We start from the raw sequence: 16,445 nt of genomic DNA, 5'->3' as shown, positions 1-16,445 counted from the left end.
AGCAGCGACGACGACGTGTGACGGAGGCGGGGCCCTGTCGTCGCAGGTCGGTGCCCGCTGCCTGCACCGACACCGGTGTGCGGCCGAAGGTTTGCGGTAGCATTCCCGGCATGTGTGGAATCGTGGGATATGTCGGGCGAGCCCCCGAGATCGATGAGAACCGGAACGCTCTGAACGTGGTCCTGGAGGGACTGCGTCGTCTGGAGTACCGCGGCTATGACTCCGCCGGCGTAGCGGTGCTCGCCGACGGCGTCATGGAGGTGCGCAAGAAGGCCGGCAAGGTCGCCGCGCTCGATGCCGAGCTCGCCGAGCGCCCCCTCCCGCGATCGCCGCTGGGCATCGGGCACACCCGCTGGGCCACCCACGGCGGCCCCACCGATGAGAACGCGCACCCGCACATCGTCGCCGGTGGCCGCCTGGCCGTCGTGCACAACGGCATCATCGAGAACTTCGTGGAGCTCAAGCGCGAGCTGACCGAGAAGGGGTACACCTTCGTGTCGGAGACCGACACCGAGGTCGCCGCCTCCCTGCTCGCCGACATCTACGAGAACCAGGCCGACCAGGACCTGACCCGCGCCATGCAGCTGGCCTGCGCCCGACTCGAGGGCGCCTTCACACTGCTGGCCATCCACGTCGACCACCCGGACCGCATCGTGGCGGCCCGCCTGAACTCCCCGCTGGTCATCGGCGTGGGCGAGGGCCAGAACTTCCTGGGCTCCGACGTCTCGGGCTTCATCGATCACACCAAGTCCGCCGTCGAGATGGAGGACCGCCAGATCGTCACGGTCACCCCCGAGGGCTTCGAGATCACCGACTTCGACGGCGCCCCCTCCGAGGGCAAGCCCTTCGAGGTCCAGTGGTCCGCCGAGGCCGCGGAGAAGGGCGGCTTCCCGTCCTTCATGGACAAGGAGATCCACGACCAGCCCGCCGCCGTGCGCGACACCCTTCTGGGCCGCCTGGACGAGAACGGCAAGCTGACCCTGGACGAGCTGCGCATCGACGAGTCCGTCCTGCGCTCCGTCGACAAGATCGTCGTGATCGCCTGCGGCACCGCCGCCTACGCCGGCCAGGTCGCCCGCTACGCGATCGAGCACTGGTGCCGCATCCCCACCGAGGTCGAGCTCGCGCACGAGTTCCGCTACCGCGACCCCATCGTCAACGAGAAGACCCTGGTCGTCGCGCTGTCGCAGTCCGGCGAGACCATGGACACCCTCATGGCCATGCGCCACGCCTCGGAGCAGGGCGCCAAGGTCCTGGCGATCTGCAACACCAACGGATCCTCCATCCCGCGTGCGGCGGACGCCTCGCTGTACACGCACGCCGGCCCGGAGATCGCGGTCGCCTCCACCAAGGCGTTCCTGGCGCAGATCACCGCCGCCTACCTGCTGGGCCTGTACCTGGCGCAGCTGCGCGGCAACATGTTCGCCGACGAGATCCAGGACGTCCTGGAGGAGCTCCAGGCCATGCCGGAGAAGGTCCAGGCCGTCATCGACGACGAGTCCCAGATCCGCCAGCTCGGCAAGGACTTCGCGGAGACCACCTCGGTGCTGTTCCTGGGCCGCCACGTCGGCTTCCCGGTGGCCATGGAGGGCGCGCTCAAGCTCAAGGAGATCGCCTACATCCACGCCGAGGGCTTCGCCGCCGGCGAGCTGAAGCACGGTCCGATCGCCCTGATCGAGCCGGGCCAGAAGGTCTTCGTGATCGTGCCGTCCCCGCGCGGCCGCGACTCGCTGCACTCCAAGGTCGTCTCCAATATCCAGGAGATCCGCGCCCGCGGTGCCGAGACCATCGTGATCGCGGAGGAGGGCGACACCTCGGTCGAGGACTACGCCAACCACGTGATCCGCATCCCGCAGTCGCCCACGCTGCTCCAGCCGCTGCTGGCCACCGTGCCGCTGCAGATCTTCGCCTCCGCCATGGCCGAGGCCAAGGGCTACGACGTCGACCAGCCGCGCAACCTGGCCAAGTCCGTCACGGTCGAGTGACCTCTCGCGCGGCCTGATCCGCGCAACCCGCGCTGCGGCCCGGCATCCCCTGCTCTTCAGGGGATGCCGGGCCGCCGTCGTTCCTGCGTCGCGCCTTGCTGCGTCTGCCAGCGCACGCCGCCGTCCGCCGAGATCATGCTTCCGTGCGCGATTCGGGCGATTTCGCGCACGGAAGCGGGATCTCGGCGGCTGGGCCGCACGGAAGCATGATCTCAGCGACCGAGCGGGCGTGGTGCCACCACGCATAGGCTGGGAGCAGAGCGTCCCGGGGAGCCCGGGGCACGCACGACGAGAGGAGCACCGATGTCGAGCATCGGCAAGAACCTGCTGGGCGAGCCCGATCCCACCCTGCTGCAGGAGAACGCGGAGATGGTCGCGCGCTTCGACGCCGGCGACGAGGCCGAGGACCTGGCGCAGGCCTTCCCCAAGGAGCAGCTGCCCTGGGCGATCCTGGCCGAGGAGGCGCTGGCCGACGGCCGGACGCTCGAGGGCTACGCCTACGCCCGAGTGGGCTACCACCGCGGTCTCGACGCCCTGCGCGCCAGCGGCTGGAAGGGCCACGGCCCGGTGCCGTACAGCCACGCGCCCAACCGCGGCTTCCTGCGCGCTCTGTCGGCGCTGGGCCAGGCGGCAGCGGCCATCGGCGAGCTCGACGAGGCCCAGCGCATCCAGAAGTTCCTCAACGACTCCGACCCGACGGCGGCCGAGCAGCTCCAGAGCTGACGTCGACCCCGGCGACGGCCTGACGACGAACGGCGCGGCCGCACCCCCTGCAGCAGGGGTGCGGCCGCGCCGTTCGTCGTCGCCGAGCAGCGAAGGCCCGGACGGCTGATCAGACCGCGGAGGCCTCAGCCGTCTCGGCGGAGGCGGCCTGACTGGCCGCCAGGCTCTCGCGCACGCGGGCAGTGGCCTCGACCAGGTGCTCGAGCGAGGTGCGGGTCTCGTCGTAGCCGCGGGTCTTCAAGCCGCAGTCGGGGTTGACCCACAGCAGCTCGGAGCTGACGTGCTCGAGGGCCTGGGTGAGCAGCGACTCGATCTCGTCGGTGCTGGGCACGCGCGGGGAGTGGATGTCCCACACGCCGGGGCCGAGCCCGCGCTCGAAGCCGACCGCGCGGACGTCGGCCAGCACCTCCATGCGCGAACGGGCCGCCTCGATGCTCGTGACATCGGCGTTCAGCGCGTCTACGCCGGTGATGACCTCGCCGAACTCCGAGTAGCACAGGTGCGTGTGGATCTGCGTGGCGTCGTCGACCGAGGAGGTCGCCCGGCGGAAGGACTCGACCGACCAGTCCAGGTAGGCGCTGCGATCGGCTCGGCGCAGGGGCAGCAGCTCGCGCAGGGCCGGCTCGTCGACCTGGATGATGCCGATCCCAGCGTCCTCGAGGTCGGCGATCTCATCGCGCAGGGCCAGGGCCACCTGATCGGCGGTCTCTGCCAGCGGCTGGTCGTCGCGCACGAACGACCAGGCCAGGATGGTGACCGGCCCGGTGAGCATGCCCTTGACCGGCTTGTCGGTCTGCTGCTGCGCCCAGGTGATCCACGGGACCGTGAAGGCCTCGCCGCGCAGCCCCTCGCCCTCGCGGGAGACGTCGCCCCACAGGATCGACGGACGCGTGGCCCGGGAGCCGTAGGACTGCACCCAGCCGTTGGCGGTCGTCGCGAAGCCGTCGAAGTGCTCGGCGAAGTACTGGACCATGTCGTTGCGCTCCGGCTCGCCGTGCACCAGCACGTCCAGGCCGAGCTCGTCCTGCAGGGCGATGACCCGGGAGATCTCCTCGCGCAGGAAGCCGTCGTAGGCGGCGTCGTCGATCCGTCCGGCGCGGTGATCGGCGCGGGCGCGGCGGACCTCCCCGGTCTGGGGGAAGGACCCGATCGTGGTGGTGGGCAGCACTGGAAGGCGGCCGCTGCCGAACGATCGCTCGGCCTGGGCGGCTCGGCGCTGCTCGGCGGTGCCGCGCCGCGAGTCGGCCTCGGTGAGGGAGGCAGTGCGACCGCGGACCTCGTCGATGCGCACACCCGGGGCCGCAGCGCGGGTGCGGCGGGCCTCGTCGGCCTCCTGCAGCTCGGCGGCCACGGCCCCGCGGCCCTCGGCGAGCCCGCGTGCCAGGACGGCGACCTCGCGGACCTTCTCGTCGGCGAAGGCCAGCCAGGACCGGATCTCGGGGTCGAGCTCGGGCTCGGCCTCGAGGTTGTGCGGCACGTGGATCAGCGAGTTCGACGTGGCCACGGAGACCCGGGCGCCTGCGTCGCGGAAGCCCTCGAGCCGCTTGAGTGCGGCGGAGAGGTCGGTGCGCCAGACGTTGCGCCCGTTGACGACTCCGGCCACGAGCACCGGGGCGTCTGCCGAAGTGAACAGGCCGAGCTGGTCGTCGGTGAGACCGCCGCGGACGAGGTCCACGTGCACGGCCTCGGCACCCGAGCCGGTCAGCGCGCCGAGCAGCTCGCCCGCATCGCCGTAGGGGGAGGTGAGCAGCAGCTGGGGGCGCTCGTCGAGCCCGCCCAGGTATCCGGCCGCGCGCTCGATCGCCGTGCGCAGGTCCTGCTGAGAGAGGCGGGAGTGGTCCGCGACCAGGGCGGGCTCGTCGATCTGCACCCACTCGGCCCCGGCGGCCTTGAGCGCTGCGAGGATCTCGCCGTAGACCGGCAGCAGCTCCTCGAGACGATCCAGGGGCTCGATGGGCTCGGCTGCGGTGCCGTCGTCCTTGGCCAGGGCCAGGAAGGTCACCGGGCCCACGAGCACGGGGCGCAGGCTCCCGCCCTGCTCGGCGGCCTCGGCCAGCTGCTCCAGCAGGCGGCCGGGCGCTGCGGCGAACTGCGTCTGCGCGCCGATCTCGGGCACCAGGTAGTGGTAGTTGGTGTCGAACCACTTGGTCATCTCGAGCGGCTGCCGGGCGTCGTCGCCGCGGGCCAGCACGAACTCCCCGGAGCGGTCCACGGTTCCGGCCTCGGTGCGCAGGTCGCCGAAGCGCGTCGGCACCGCGCCGACGGCGATCAGGGTGTCGAGCACGTGGTCGTAGAGCGCGTAGGAGCCGGGCACGGCCGAGGCCTGCTCCAGGCCCAGCCCCTCGAGGCGCTCGGCGATGGAGGCACGCAGCTCGGCGGCGGAGGACTCGAGCTGCTCCAGGTCGCTGCGTCCGGCCCAGTGCGACTCGAGCGCGCGCTTGAGCTCGCGGTTCGGGCCGATGCGGGGATAGCCCAGGATCGTGGCGGTCGGGAAGGCGGCGGGCTGGGCGTCGTTCGAGATGGTCACTGCGGTCTCCTCATAGGTGCGGATGGGGCGCCCGTCGGCGGGCTGGGATGCGGGGATGAGTCCGGCGAGTCCGGCTGAAGGGGTGGGGCGGGGCAGATCGAGCTGCTCCAGGACGTCCAGGGCGGCCTCGTGCTGGTTGAACGTGTAGAGGTGCAGCCCGGGAGCCCCGGAATCCAAGGCAGCGCGTGCGCTGTGCACGGCACAGCGGACGCCGATCCGGTGGCGCTCGGCGTCCGAGTCGGCCGTCTCGAGCTCGTGGGCCAGCAGCGGGTCCGGCTCCAGGCCGGCCAGGTCGCAGATGCGCAGGTACCGGCGCAGGCTCGTGACCGGCATGATCCCGGGGATGATCGGCAGCTCCACTCCGGCGCGACGAGCCCGGGACACGAAGGCCGCGTAGTCGTCGGCCTCGGGGTAGAGCTGAGTGATCGCGAAGTCGGCGCCGGCGCGCTGCTTGGCCAGTAGCACCTCGAGGTCCTGGTGCACGGAGGTCGACTCGGGGTGCTTGATCGGATAGGCGGCCACGCCGATCGAGACGTTGCCGGCGCACAGCTGGGCGGCTCGGCCGCGCTCGACCGAGCGGATCAGGTCCACCAGATGCCGGGCGAAGGGCAGCTCCTCAGGGCCGGGCTCGACGGCCGGATCCCGGTCCCCGCGCAGGGCCAGGACGCCGCGCACGCCCAGGTCCAGCAGCTCGTGGATCAGCTCGCGCAGCTGCGTCTCCGTGACTCCCGTGCACAGCACGTGGGCTAGGGGGCGCAGCGGGGTCTCGAAGATCAGGTGGGACAGCAGCGCCATGGACTGGACGCGGCGCTGCGGATCGACCGCCGCGGTGACCGAGACGTAGTCCGGCACCGTGGGCGCCAGGGCCTCGATGGTCTGCAGGAGGGACTCGGTGCTGGCTGCGCTGCGCGGCGGGTAGAGCTCGTAGGACAGCGCGGGCACCGTCTTGCGGTGCGACGGCGCCCCCGTCTCCGGGGGACGATCCGAGCGCGGTGCTGGGGGATGGTGATCGGACATTCCGTGTTCGCCTTTCCGTGGATGCCCGATGGAGGGCAGACCACGGGGTGCGCACGGAGGCCCGTGCCGGCGCTAACGATGCGCGGAAAGGCACGGGTCCGGTGGACCACGGAAGTCTGAGAAGACGCTCCATCGGTCCTGGCGGGAGCACCGGTCCCCGCAAGATCCGCGGGGATGGTTGCTGCGACGTCGACGAGCCAGGTCTCTCGGTCGCTCTGGATAGATAGCGAGATAGATACCACCCCAGGCGGCCCTGCTTGTCAACCCCCGAGATCTGCCACGGCCGCCAGGGAGGGGCGCGCGATAGGATCGCCCCGGACCGTCGCGCCCCCGGCCCGTGGCGCGCGATCCACCATGGCCTCCACAAGGCGCGTGGCGCAGCATCCAGACCTCGTGCGGGCCCAGTCAGGAGAGCAGTCGCATGCCAGCCATCTCGATCGTCGGAGCCCAGTGGGGCGATGAGGGCAAGGGCAAGGCCACGGACATCCTCGGCGGCCGCGCGGACTACGTCGTGAAGCCGAACGGCGGCAACAACGCCGGGCACACCGTGGTGGTGGGCGGCGACAAGTTCGAGCTCAAGCTGCTCCCCGCAGGCATCCTCTCCCCGCGGGCCACCCCCGTGATCGGCAACGGCGTGGTGGTCAACCCGCAGGCGCTGTTCGAGGAGATCGACGGCCTCGAGGCCCGCGGCGCGGACACCTCCAAGCTGCGCGTCTCGGCCAATGCGCACCTGGTGGCCCCGTACCACCAGACCCTCGACCAGGTCACCGAGCGGTTCCTGGGCAAGCGCGCGATCGGCACCACCGGTCGCGGGATCGGGCCCGCCTACATGGACAAGATCGGGCGCCTGGGCCTGCGCGCGCAGGACATCCTGGACGAGTCGATCCTGCGCCAGAAGATCGAGGGCGCCCTGCGGCAGAAGAACGAGCTGCTGCTCAAGGTCTACAACCGCCGCGCGTTCGAGAACGACGAGATCGTGGACTACTTCATGGGCTACGCCGAGCGCATGGCGCCCATGATCGTGGACTCCACGCGCCTGCTCAACGACGCCCTGGACCGCGACGAGACCGTCCTGCTCGAGGGCGGGCAGGCCACCTTCCTGGACGTCGATCACGGCACGTACCCGTTCGTGACCTCGTCGAACCCCACCACCGGCGGCGCTTGCGTGGGCGCGGGCATCGGGCCCACGCGCCTGACCCGCTCGATCGGCATCATCAAGGCGTACACGACCCGCGTGGGTGCCGGTCCGTTCCCCACCGAGCTGTTCGACGAGTCCGGGGAGCGGCTGCGCACCGTGGGCGGCGAGTTCGGCGTGAACACCGGGCGCCCGCGCCGCACCGGCTGGTACGACGCCGTGATGGCGCGTCACGCCTCGCGGATCAACGGCTTCACGGACTACTTCGTGACCAAGCTCGACGTCCTCACCGGGCTCGAGGAGATCCCGGTGTGCGTGGCCTACGACGTCGACGGCGTGCGCCACGACGAGATGCCCATGACGCAGACCGAGTTCCACCACGCCAAGCCGATCTACGAGATGTTCCCCGGCTGGTCGGAGGACATCTCGCAGGCCCAGACCCTCGACGATCTCCCGCAGAACGCCAAGGACTACGTCCTGGCGCTCGAGAAGATGTCCGGCACCCGGTTCTCCGCGATCGGCGTGGGCCCGGGCCGCGAGAACACGATCGAGCTGCGCGACCTGATCGACTGACGCCGCCTCGCCCGTGCGAGGACAGGCGCTCGGGATGGTGACAGATCGGCACCCCATCAGCCCTGATGGGGTGCCGATCTGTCACCATCCGCTGCGTCACCGTCCCGCGCGCGGACCGGGCTCGCCCGCCGTGTCGGATAGCATCTGGCAGACCCCTGGGCGTGCTGCGCCTCGTCGTGCATGCAGGCGCCACTGATCGATGCCCGTCGCGGCGCCGTTCGATCCCCGACGTCGGAAGTGACTGACCGTGTCCACACAGAGCACCAGACTGGACCCCGCCTCGGCGCGGTCCGAGGGCGAGGGCCTGCGCCGCAGCCTCAAGACCCGGCACATGACCATGATCGCCATGGGCGGTGCGATCGGCACCGGGCTGTTCGTGGCCTCCGGCAACTCGATCGCCACGGCCGGGCCTGGTGGTGCGCTCGTGGCCTACATAGCGATCGGGCTCATGGTCTTCCTGCTCATGCAGTCCCTGGGCGAGATGTCCGCCTGGCGTCCCACCTCCGGATCCTTCGGCGATCACGCGGCGCGCTACGTCTCGCCGTCCTTCGGCTTCGCGATCGGCTGGAACTACTGGTTCAACTGGGCCATCACCCTGGCCGCGGAGCTCGTGGCGGCCGCACTGGTCATGCGCTACTGGCTCCCCGACGTCCCCGCCTGGGTCTGGTCGGCGCTGTTCCTGCTGATCGTCTTCGGGCTCAACGCCCTGTCCACGCGGGCCTACGGCGAGGGCGAGTTCTGGCTCTCGGCGATCAAGGTGGCCGCCGTCGTCGTCTTCCTGGTGCTGGGCGTGCTGATGGTGCTGGGCATCATGGGCGGCGACGCCCCCGGCTTCGGCAACTGGACCGACGGGCAGGCGCCGTTCGTGGGCGGGCCCATGTCGATCCTGGCGATCTTCATGGTCGCCGGCTTCGCGTTCCAGGGCACCGAGCTCGTGGGCGTGGCGGCCGGTGAGGCCGAGGACCCCGAGCGCACCGTGCCCAAGGCGATCCGCACCGTGTTCGTGCGCATCCTGCTGTTCTACGTGCTGGCGATCATCGTGATCGGCTTCCTGCTGCCGTACACGCACCCGAACCTGCTGGCCTCGGACATCGAGGACGTCGCGATCTCGCCGTTCACCCTGGTGCTGCAGAACGCGGGCGTGGCCTTCGCCGGCTCCGTCATGAACGCCGTGATCCTCACGGCCATCCTCTCGGCCGGCAACTCCGGGCTGTATGCCTCCACGCGCATGCTCTGGTCCATGGCCACCGACGGCAAGGCCCCGGCCTGGCTGGCCAAGGTCAACCGCCGCGGCGTGCCCATGCGGGCGCTGCTGGTGACCTCGTCCTTCGGCCTGCTGGCCTTCCTCACCACGTTCATCGGCGAGGGCGCGGCCTACACCTGGCTGCTCAACGCCTCGGCTCTGGCGGGCTTCATCGTGTGGGCGGGCATCGCCTGGACGCACTACTGCTTCCGCCGGGCCTTCAAGGCGCAGGGGCGGCCGCTGTCCGAGCTGCCGTTCCGCTCACGGTTCTTCCCCGCCGGCCCGATCGTCGCGCTGATCATGTGCCTGCTGGTCATCCTGGGCCAGGGCTACGACGCCTTCGTGACCGGGACGGTGACGCCCATGTCGCTGCTGTCCTCGTACATCGGCCTGCCGCTGTTCCTGGCCTTCTGGATCGGGCACAAGCTGAGCACCAAGGAGCCGGCCGTGGATCCCGCGCAGGCGGATCTCTCGCGCGGCTGAGCCGCCGGCGCACGTTGCAGGGAGGGCCTCGGGAGACCGAGGCCCTCCCTGCAGCCTGCGGGGCTCAGGCCAGGAGGATCGTGAGCAGGCTCAGGGCGCCGAGCACCACGACGGCTGCGCTGATCGCCAGGATCTCCAGCGGATCGGGAGCCGAGGACTCCAGGGCCACGCTGCGCGCCCCGCGCCGGTAGCGCAGCCCCTGCCGCAGCCAGATCCCCAGCGCCAGCACGGCTGCCGCGGCCAGCGGCAGCACCGCGGCCAGGCCGTGATGGGGCAGCCAGCGCAGCAGCAGCGCGGCCGCGACCACGAGCGCCAGCAGCGTCCGGCCCCATGCCAGCGAGGTCCGCTCGGGCTGCAGGCCGGGGTCGTCGTGTGTCGGGCGCTCTCGGGAGCGCCGGGAGCTGCGGGTCGCGATGGGCCCGTCGGCGGCGTCGAATCGGCGGGGCTGGCCGCCGTCGTTGGGGCGGGTCCGGGAGTGCACAGGCCCTCAGCGCCTGATCAGGACGCCGAGCAGCACGCCGGCGGCCAATGCGGCACCCAGAGACAGCACCGGGGCCATGATCGCCAGCGGCAGCGGGGCGCGGCGGCGCATGGCGCGCTCGACCCGCAGCCAGCGCACGCTCGCGGAGATCGCCACGACCATGGACAGGGCGATCAGCCCGGCCGCCAGCACCACGCGCACGGTCTGGGGGATCAGGTCCCCGGCGAGGGCCTCCAGCGCGATGCCGCCGGCCAGCAGGCCCAGGGCCGTGCGGATCCAGGCCAGGAAGGTGCGCTCGTTGGCCAGGGTGAAGCGCGGGTCCGGCTCGCCGCCGCCGCCGAGCAGGCGCGCTGCGAACGGGGACCGTCCGGTCTCGCCGGACGGGCGCGGGGTGCGGTTCATGACCGCCACGCTACCGGGCGCCACACGGTGTCACGGGCTTTCCGGGCCTTCCGGGCTGTCCGCCGGGGGCCATAGGCTTTCCGCTGGACGCCCGACACAGCCACCGCCCGCGGTGGCGAGACCAAGGAGGATCCCCCGTGCGACTCGCGCTCGCCCAGATCGACCCGGCCCCGGCCGTCGCGGCCAATCTGGCGACCATCCGCCGCCACGTCACCGATGCCGCCGCTCGCGGCGCGGATCTGGTGGTCTTCCCAGAGGAGGCGATGCTCGGGGTGGAGTCCGGGGTCAAGGACCGCTTCGCCGAGATCGTGGCGCGCGAGTGGGACACGTTCGTGACCTCGCTGCAGGAGCTGGCGCATCAGGAGCGGATCGCGATCGTCGCCGGAGCCTACGAGCCCTCGGACGATCACCGCCCGTACAACACCCTGGTGGCCGTGGGCGCGGACGGGTCGCTGCTGGCCACCTATCGCAAGCTGCACCTCTACGACGCCTTCTCCTACCAGGAGTCCGAGCGCCTCCGCCCCGGGGATGCGGGGACGGCGAGCATCGAGGTCGCCGGTGTGCGGATCGGGCTGAGCACCTGCTACGACATCCGCTTCCCCGAGCTCTACCGCGCCCTGGCCGACGACGGCGCCCAGCTCGTCCTGGTGCCCGCGGCCTGGTTCTCCGGCCCGGACAAGGTCCGCCACTGGGAGACGCTGCTGGCCGCGCGCGCGATCGAGAACACCCTGTGGATCGCGGCGGCGGACACCTTCAACGACCACACGGTCGGGCACTCCCAGGTCCGCGATCCGCTGGGCGGGCTCACCGCCCGGGTCGAGGAGGGCGAGCGGCTGCTGATCACCCAGATCGACACCCGACGCGTGGACGAGGTGCGCTCCACCGTGCCGTCGCTGGCGAACCGGCGCTTCCGCCCCGGCTCCCTGGCCGAGCAGCCTCTGGGGCAGCAGCAGGACTGAGTCCCAGCACCGCACGAGTACGACGACGGCCGGCCGCCCCCTGCGCAGGGAGCGACCGGCCGCAGTCATCCGACAGGAGCCGCGCTGATCACCAGATGCGCACGCGCTCCTGGGGGTCCAGCCACATCAGATCGGACTCCGTGGTGCCGAAGGCCTCGTGGAAGGCATCGACGTTGCGCGCCGTCTGATTGGCGCGGAACTCGTTGGGGGAGTGGACGTCGACCGCCAGGCGCTGGGCCGTGGTCTCGTCGCGTGCCTTCTGCTGCCAGATGAAGGACCAGGACAGGAACAGCTTCTGCGCCGGGGTGAAGCCGTCGTCGTCCTGCTCCTCGAAGGCCGCGGGATCCGCACCGGCGCGCTCGCGGGCCTCGTCCGGGTCGTCAGCGGTCTCGACCACGCCGCGGGAGAGCTCCCACGCCTTGTAGGCGATCGACAGCCCTCCGAGGTCGCCGATGTTCTCGCCCAGGGTCATGCGCCCGTTGACCGTCGGCGGCTCCGGGCGATCGGCGAGCTGGTCCGGCACCAGGCCGTCGTACTGGCTGACCAGGCGCTCGGTGCGCTCCTCGAAGGCCGCACGGTCCTCGTCGGACCACCAGTTGCGCAGGCGGCCGTCGCCGTCGGCGGTGGAGCCCTTGTCGTCGAAGCCGTGCCCGATCTCGTGGCCGATCACGGAGCCGATGCCGCCGTAGTTCATGGCATCCTCGGCGTCCTCGTCGAAGAACGGGGGCTGCAGGATGGCCGCCGGGAAGACGATCTCGTTGCGCAGAGGGTGGTAGTAGGCGTTGACCGTCTGCGGGGTCATCAGCCACTCGTGCTTCTCCACCGGCTTCCCGGCCTTGCGGATCAGCTCGGCGCGCTCGAACTCCGAGGTGCGCACGATGTTGCCCACCAGATCATCGGCGCGGATCTCCAGCTGCGAGTAGTCCCGCCACTTCTCCGGGTAGCCGATCTTGGGGGTGAACGACGCCAGCTTGCGCAGAGCCTCAGCGCGGGTGGAATCGGTCATCCAGTCCAGCGTCTCGATCGAGCGCCGGTAGGCGGCCAGCAGGTTCTGGACGAGCTCGTCCATCCGCGATTTGGCCGTGGGGGAGAAGTGGCGCTCGACGTAGACGCGGCCCACGGCCTCGCCCAGCACGCCGTTGACCAGCCCGACTCCGCGCTTCCAGCGCTCCTTGAGCTCCGGGGTGCCGGAGAGGACCGTGCCGTAGAAGGCGAAGTCCGCCTCCACGAACGCCGCCGAGAGGTAGGCCGCCCGCGAGTTCACGATCTGCCAGCGGGCCCAGGCCTTCCAGTCCTCCAGGCGGGAGGCGTCGAACAGGGGATCGAGCTCGGCGAAGAACGACGGCTGCTGATCCACCACGGTCTCCACAGCCGAGGCCGGCAGCCCGAGGCCCTCGAGCAGCAGGGCGCTCCAATCGAGGTTGCGGCTGAGCTGCTGCAGCTCCTCCAACGACTTGGGGTTGTACATCTTGGTGAGGTCGCGGACCTCGACCTTGTCCCAGTGCCGCTGGGCGATCTCGGTCTCGAGCCCGAAGATCCGCTCGGCCTCGTCGTGGGCGCGCTCGATCCCGGCGAGTTCGAGCATCCGGGCGATGTGCTCGCGGTACTTCTGGCGGATCTCGGTGTGCTGGGCCTCCCGGTAGTACTCCTCGTCGGGAAGCCCGATCCCCGACTGGCCGATGAAGACCAGGCTGCGTCCGGGATCGCCCGGATCGGCGTCGGTGTCCACGCCCAGCACCGAGGACACGCCGCAGGCCAGCAGGCGGCCGAACAGGCGGGACAGGCCCTGCACGTCCTGGACGGCGTCGACCTCCGCGAGGTCCTCGGCCAGAGGCTGCGCGCCCAGCTGCTCGAGGCGCTGCTCGTCCATGTAGGAGGCGTAGAGGTCCGCGATCTTCGCACGGATCGGATCCGGGTCCTCGCCCGGCTTCTCGGTCACGATCTCGCGCACCGCCTCCTCCGCGCGGTCGCGCAGCACGACGAAAGCGCCGATCAGCGCCTTGTCCTCCGGGATCTGCGCCTCGCGCAGCCACGGGCCGTTCACGTAGCGGAAGAGGTCGTCCTGCGGGCGGACCGTGCGATCGAAGGTCGTGGCGTCCAGGGAGATCATGGCCTCCTCCGGCGTGTCGGCGGGAGCGGGTCCGGGTGCGGCGGTGCTGTCGGTCATACCGCCAGGCTAGTGGCCCGGGAGGGTGCCGGTGGGCCCGCTTCGCCGAGCGCGTGACGACGACGGCGGCCCCGAGCGCAGGTGCTCGGGGCCGCCGGGGTGCGATCAGGCGCCGGCGGCGATGACCTCGTCGAGCACGCCGTTCAGGGCCGTGACCTTGGGGTCGGAGTCGATCACGGCGCCGTCGGCGAAGTCGGTGAAGATGCTCAGATCCACGGCGGCGCGCACGACGGTCTGGGAGAAGTTGGCCATGATCAGGCGCCACTGCTCGACCGCGCGCACGCCGCCCACGGCGCCGTAGCCGACCAGGCCGAGGACCTTGCCGTTCCACTCGGAGCCCAGCGAGTCGACCGCGTTCTTGAAGCCGCCGGGGACGCCGTGGTTGTACTCCGGGGTGACGAAGATGTAGCCGTCGAGGTCGTCGATCACGCGGGACCAGGCCTGGACCTGCTCGGAGTCGTAGGACTTGTCCGCCATGGCGGGCAGGGTGGCCGAGGAGAAGACCGGGAGGTCGAAGTCCTTGAGGCTCACGAGCTCGAACTCGGCACCGCCCTTGGCCTGGGCGTGGCGCAGGACCACTCGCCCACGGAGGCGCCGGCCTGCCCGTCACGAACGCTTCCCACGATGATGCCGATCTTCACAGCTGTCTCCTTGAGGTCTCCGCGCGGCCGGGGGGCGACCGCAAGTGCGTGACACATCATCCGCTTTGTGCGTCTGCGCTGTTCAGGGGCGATGCCGTGAGTCGGCTCACGGGGCGAACTCGGCTACCGTGTGGAGCGGATCACACGCGGCGCCGCTGCGCCGATCGCACAGCCCCAGGAGATGTCATGACCGCTCCCCATCAGCAGCCCGCCGAGGATCGGTCCCCGGCAGCCCACGAGGATCCCACCCCGCCCGATGCGCGCCGCGTGACCCCGTCCTCGCAGCGGATCGCGGAGGGGGCGCAGAAGCTCTCGGAGTCCGGCATCCCGCAGGCCCTGGCAGATCTGGCGCAGGCCTCGGACAAGGCGGCCGCGCTCAACGCGCACGGCGGCGAGCTCTGCGAGAAGCTCGGCATCGAGTACCTGGAGGCCTCGGCCCAGCGGGTGGTCGCGCGCATGCCGGTCGAGGGCAACCGCCAGCCCGTGGGCCTGCTGCACGGCGGGGCCACGATCTCGCTGGCCGAGTCGCTGGGCTCCATGGGGGCCTTCATCCACGGTGCGGGGCTCGGGCGCGTGGCCGTGGGGCTCGAGGTCAGCACCACCCACCATGCCTCCGCCCGCAGCGGCTGGGTCATCGCCACGGCGGAGGCGCTGCAGCTCGGGCGCTCGATCGCGACCTACGAGGTGGTGGTGCGCGCCGAGGCGGACAATCGCCGCATCTCGACCGTGCGCATCACCTGCTTCCTCAAGGAGCTCTGACCCCCTCTCCTTCCGCCGAGTGGATCCCCAGTTGCGCTGTTCTGCCTCTCAGCGCAACTGAGTATCCACTCGGCGTGTGCGGGGAGGCTCAGAAGAGGCGGGACGAGGCGATCTCGGCGCCCTGGGCCAGTGCCTCCAGCTTGGCGGCGGCGATCTGCGGGTGGATGCGCCCGCCCAGACCGCAGTCGGTCGAGGCGATCACGCGCTCGCGACCCACGACCGAGGCGAAGCGCTCGATGCGCTCGGCCACCAGCTCCGGGTGCTCGACCACGTTGGTCGCATGGGAGACGATGCCCGGGATGATCAGCTTGTCCTCGGGCAGGGAGACGTCCTCCCACACGCGCCACTCGTGCTCGTGGCGGGCGTTGGCGGCTTCGAAGGAGAACGCGCCGGCGTTGATCTGCAGCATGGTGCGCACCAGGTGCTTGAACTCCAGATCTGTGGTGTGCGGGCCGTGCCAGGAGCCCCAGCACAGGTGGAACCGGACCTGCTCGGCGGGGATGCCCTCGAGCGCGTAGTTGATCGCCTCCACGCGCTTGGCCGTGAACGCCAGGTAGTCCTCGACCGACGGCTCGGGGTTGACCTGATCCCAGTTCTCCGCGATCGAGGGGTCGTCGATCTGCACGATCAGCCCGGCGTCGGTGATCGCCCGGTACTCCTCGCGCATGGCCTCGGCGCACGCCTGCAGGACCTCGTCCTCGTCGCCGTAGTGCTTGTCCTCCAGGCGCGCGCACGACCCCGGCGAGAGTGAAGCCAGGTAGCCCTCGGATGCGCCCGTGGTCTCCAGCGCGCGCTTGAGGTTGGCGATGTCCCGGGCGACGGCCTCCTGGCCGACATAGCGGATCGGGCCCACGAACTCGGGGAACGGCGGCAGATTGCCGGTCGAGATCCCGCTGGAGGGGTCGGTGTAGGCGTCCTGGAAGCGCTGTCGGTCACGACGGTCGCCGAAGCTCGTGAGCCGCACCTGACCCGGCTCGGAGCGCACCGCCGTCTGGCTCCAGAGATCGACCGAGCCGGGGCCCAGCCCGTCGAGGCGGTCGAAGATGTAGTGCCACCAGGCGCCGTAGTCGGTGTCCTCGGACATGGCGTGGCCGTACTCGCCGTCGTTGACGACGTCGATCCCCAGGTTCTTCTGGCGCTGGACGACGTCGACGACAGACTCGGTGAGCAGCTGGTCGTAGTCCTGTCCGCCGGTGCGGGCGCGGTTAGCCTCGATCAGCTGATCGGTGCGCGGCAGGGAGCCGGCGTGGGTGGTGAGGATGCGATTCTCGGAGCGGTGCATGAAGAGATTCCTTTCTGCGTGAGATGGGTATGCGGCCACCCCGCCGAGTGGATACCCAGTTGCGCTGT

General features: G+C 70.8%; 12 protein-coding genes and 1 riboswitch. Of the genes, 6 read left to right on the top strand and 6 right to left on the bottom strand.

The annotated features are described in order from the left end of the window. Nucleotides 1-110: 110 nt before the first annotated feature. Nucleotides 111-1,985, top strand: a complete 1,875-nt coding sequence (glmS, locus tag FFS25_RS00510) for a glutamine--fructose-6-phosphate transaminase (isomerizing) (RefSeq protein WP_137801524.1) — start codon at nucleotides 111-113, stop codon at nucleotides 1,983-1,985. A gap of 303 nt (nucleotides 1,986-2,288) precedes the next feature. Continuing rightward, nucleotides 2,289-2,708 carry a DUF3151 domain-containing protein gene (locus FFS25_RS00505; protein WP_053447987.1) on the top strand — a complete coding sequence of 140 codons (420 nt, stop codon included), beginning with the start codon at nucleotides 2,289-2,291 and terminating at the stop codon, nucleotides 2,706-2,708. A 109-nt stretch (nucleotides 2,709-2,817) separates the two neighbouring features. Here FFS25_RS00505 and metE read toward each other — a convergent pair whose 3' ends face one another. Next, the gene (gene metE, locus FFS25_RS00500; protein ID WP_137801523.1) at nucleotides 2,818-6,252 is read right to left on the bottom strand and encodes a 5-methyltetrahydropteroyltriglutamate--homocysteine S-methyltransferase; all 3,435 of its coding nucleotides are present in this window, start codon (nucleotides 6,250-6,252) and stop codon (nucleotides 2,818-2,820) included. A 126-nt stretch (nucleotides 6,253-6,378) separates the two neighbouring features. After that, nucleotides 6,379-6,478, bottom strand: a riboswitch (SAM riboswitch). Between the two features lie 195 nt (nucleotides 6,479-6,673). Here metE and FFS25_RS00495 point away from each other — a divergent pair. Both FFS25_RS00495 and FFS25_RS00490 read left to right on the top strand, forming a co-directional pair. Then, complete coding sequence (locus FFS25_RS00495) at nucleotides 6,674-7,960, top strand: adenylosuccinate synthase (RefSeq protein ID WP_137801522.1); 1,287 nt, start codon at nucleotides 6,674-6,676, stop codon at nucleotides 7,958-7,960. Nucleotides 7,961-8,291: 331 nt separating this feature from the next. Further along, nucleotides 8,292-9,686 (top strand): amino acid permease, encoded by a 1,395-nt coding sequence (locus FFS25_RS00490; protein ID WP_212742696.1) that lies wholly within the window; start codon nucleotides 8,292-8,294, stop codon nucleotides 9,684-9,686. 64 nt (nucleotides 9,687-9,750) lie between these two features. On the opposite strand, the gene FFS25_RS00485 is transcribed toward FFS25_RS00490, so the two are convergent. Together FFS25_RS00485 and FFS25_RS00480 are read right to left on the bottom strand one after the other, a co-directional pair. Further along, the gene (locus FFS25_RS00485) at nucleotides 9,751-10,167 is read right to left on the bottom strand and encodes a DUF202 domain-containing protein (protein WP_137801520.1); all 417 of its coding nucleotides are present in this window, start codon (nucleotides 10,165-10,167) and stop codon (nucleotides 9,751-9,753) included. Between the two features lie 6 nt (nucleotides 10,168-10,173). Further along, on the bottom strand, nucleotides 10,174-10,569 hold the full coding sequence (locus FFS25_RS00480) for a YidH family protein (protein WP_171004032.1): 396 nt from the start codon (nucleotides 10,567-10,569) through the stop codon (nucleotides 10,174-10,176). Nucleotides 10,570-10,706: 137 nt separating this feature from the next. On the opposite strand from FFS25_RS00480, the gene FFS25_RS00475 reads away from it, so the two are divergent. Beyond that, complete coding sequence (locus FFS25_RS00475; protein WP_137801518.1) at nucleotides 10,707-11,528, top strand: carbon-nitrogen hydrolase family protein; 822 nt, start codon at nucleotides 10,707-10,709, stop codon at nucleotides 11,526-11,528. Between the two features lie 88 nt (nucleotides 11,529-11,616). Here FFS25_RS00475 and FFS25_RS00470 read toward each other — a convergent pair whose 3' ends face one another. Beyond that, a complete protein-coding gene (locus FFS25_RS00470; protein ID WP_137801517.1) occupies nucleotides 11,617-13,695 on the bottom strand; it encodes a M13 family metallopeptidase in 2,079 nt (692 codons plus the stop codon). Nucleotides 13,696-13,800: 105 nt separating this feature from the next. Then, nucleotides 13,801-14,274, bottom strand: a complete 474-nt coding sequence (locus FFS25_RS00465; protein WP_212742693.1) for an NADPH-dependent FMN reductase — start codon at nucleotides 14,272-14,274, stop codon at nucleotides 13,801-13,803. Nucleotides 14,275-14,522: 248 nt separating this feature from the next. Between FFS25_RS00465 and FFS25_RS00460 the strand changes: the two genes are divergently transcribed. Beyond that, the gene (locus tag FFS25_RS00460; RefSeq protein WP_082677025.1) at nucleotides 14,523-15,095 is read left to right on the top strand and encodes a PaaI family thioesterase; all 573 of its coding nucleotides are present in this window, start codon (nucleotides 14,523-14,525) and stop codon (nucleotides 15,093-15,095) included. Between the two features lie 88 nt (nucleotides 15,096-15,183). On the opposite strand, the gene FFS25_RS00455 is transcribed toward FFS25_RS00460, so the two are convergent. Beyond that, nucleotides 15,184-16,377 carry a cobalamin-independent methionine synthase II family protein gene (locus FFS25_RS00455; RefSeq protein ID WP_137801516.1) on the bottom strand — a complete coding sequence of 398 codons (1,194 nt, stop codon included), beginning with the start codon at nucleotides 16,375-16,377 and terminating at the stop codon, nucleotides 15,184-15,186. Between the last annotated feature and the right edge of the window lie 68 nt (nucleotides 16,378-16,445).

The organism is Kocuria sp. 2SI, from assembly GCF_005502825.1.
Classification (GTDB): Bacteria; Actinomycetota; Actinomycetes; order Actinomycetales; family Micrococcaceae; genus Kocuria; species Kocuria palustris.
The sequence above is the reverse complement of the archived record's forward strand: the minus strand, read 5'-3'. Positions and strand labels throughout refer to the sequence as shown.

What these genes read in the sequence shown, in the direction of transcription:
- FFS25_RS00480 (WP_171004032.1), bottom strand. Translation starts at nt 10,569, where the DNA reads ATGAACCGCACCCCGCGCCCGTCCGGCGAGACCGGACGGTCCCCGTTC.
- glmS (WP_137801524.1), top strand. Translation starts at nt 111, where the DNA reads ATGTGTGGAATCGTGGGATATGTCGGGCGAGCCCCCGAGATCGATGAG.
- FFS25_RS00505 (WP_053447987.1), top strand. Translation starts at nt 2,289, where the DNA reads ATGTCGAGCATCGGCAAGAACCTGCTGGGCGAGCCCGATCCCACCCTG.
- FFS25_RS00460 (WP_082677025.1), top strand. Translation starts at nt 14,523, where the DNA reads ATGACCGCTCCCCATCAGCAGCCCGCCGAGGATCGGTCCCCGGCAGCC.
- FFS25_RS00470 (WP_137801517.1), bottom strand. Translation starts at nt 13,695, where the DNA reads ATGACCGACAGCACCGCCGCACCCGGACCCGCTCCCGCCGACACGCCG.
- FFS25_RS00490 (WP_212742696.1), top strand. Translation starts at nt 8,292, where the DNA reads ATGACCATGATCGCCATGGGCGGTGCGATCGGCACCGGGCTGTTCGTG.
- FFS25_RS00495 (WP_137801522.1), top strand. Translation starts at nt 6,674, where the DNA reads ATGCCAGCCATCTCGATCGTCGGAGCCCAGTGGGGCGATGAGGGCAAG.
- FFS25_RS00455 (WP_137801516.1), bottom strand. Translation starts at nt 16,377, where the DNA reads ATGCACCGCTCCGAGAATCGCATCCTCACCACCCACGCCGGCTCCCTG.
- metE (WP_137801523.1), bottom strand. Translation starts at nt 6,252, where the DNA reads ATGTCCGATCACCATCCCCCAGCACCGCGCTCGGATCGTCCCCCGGAG.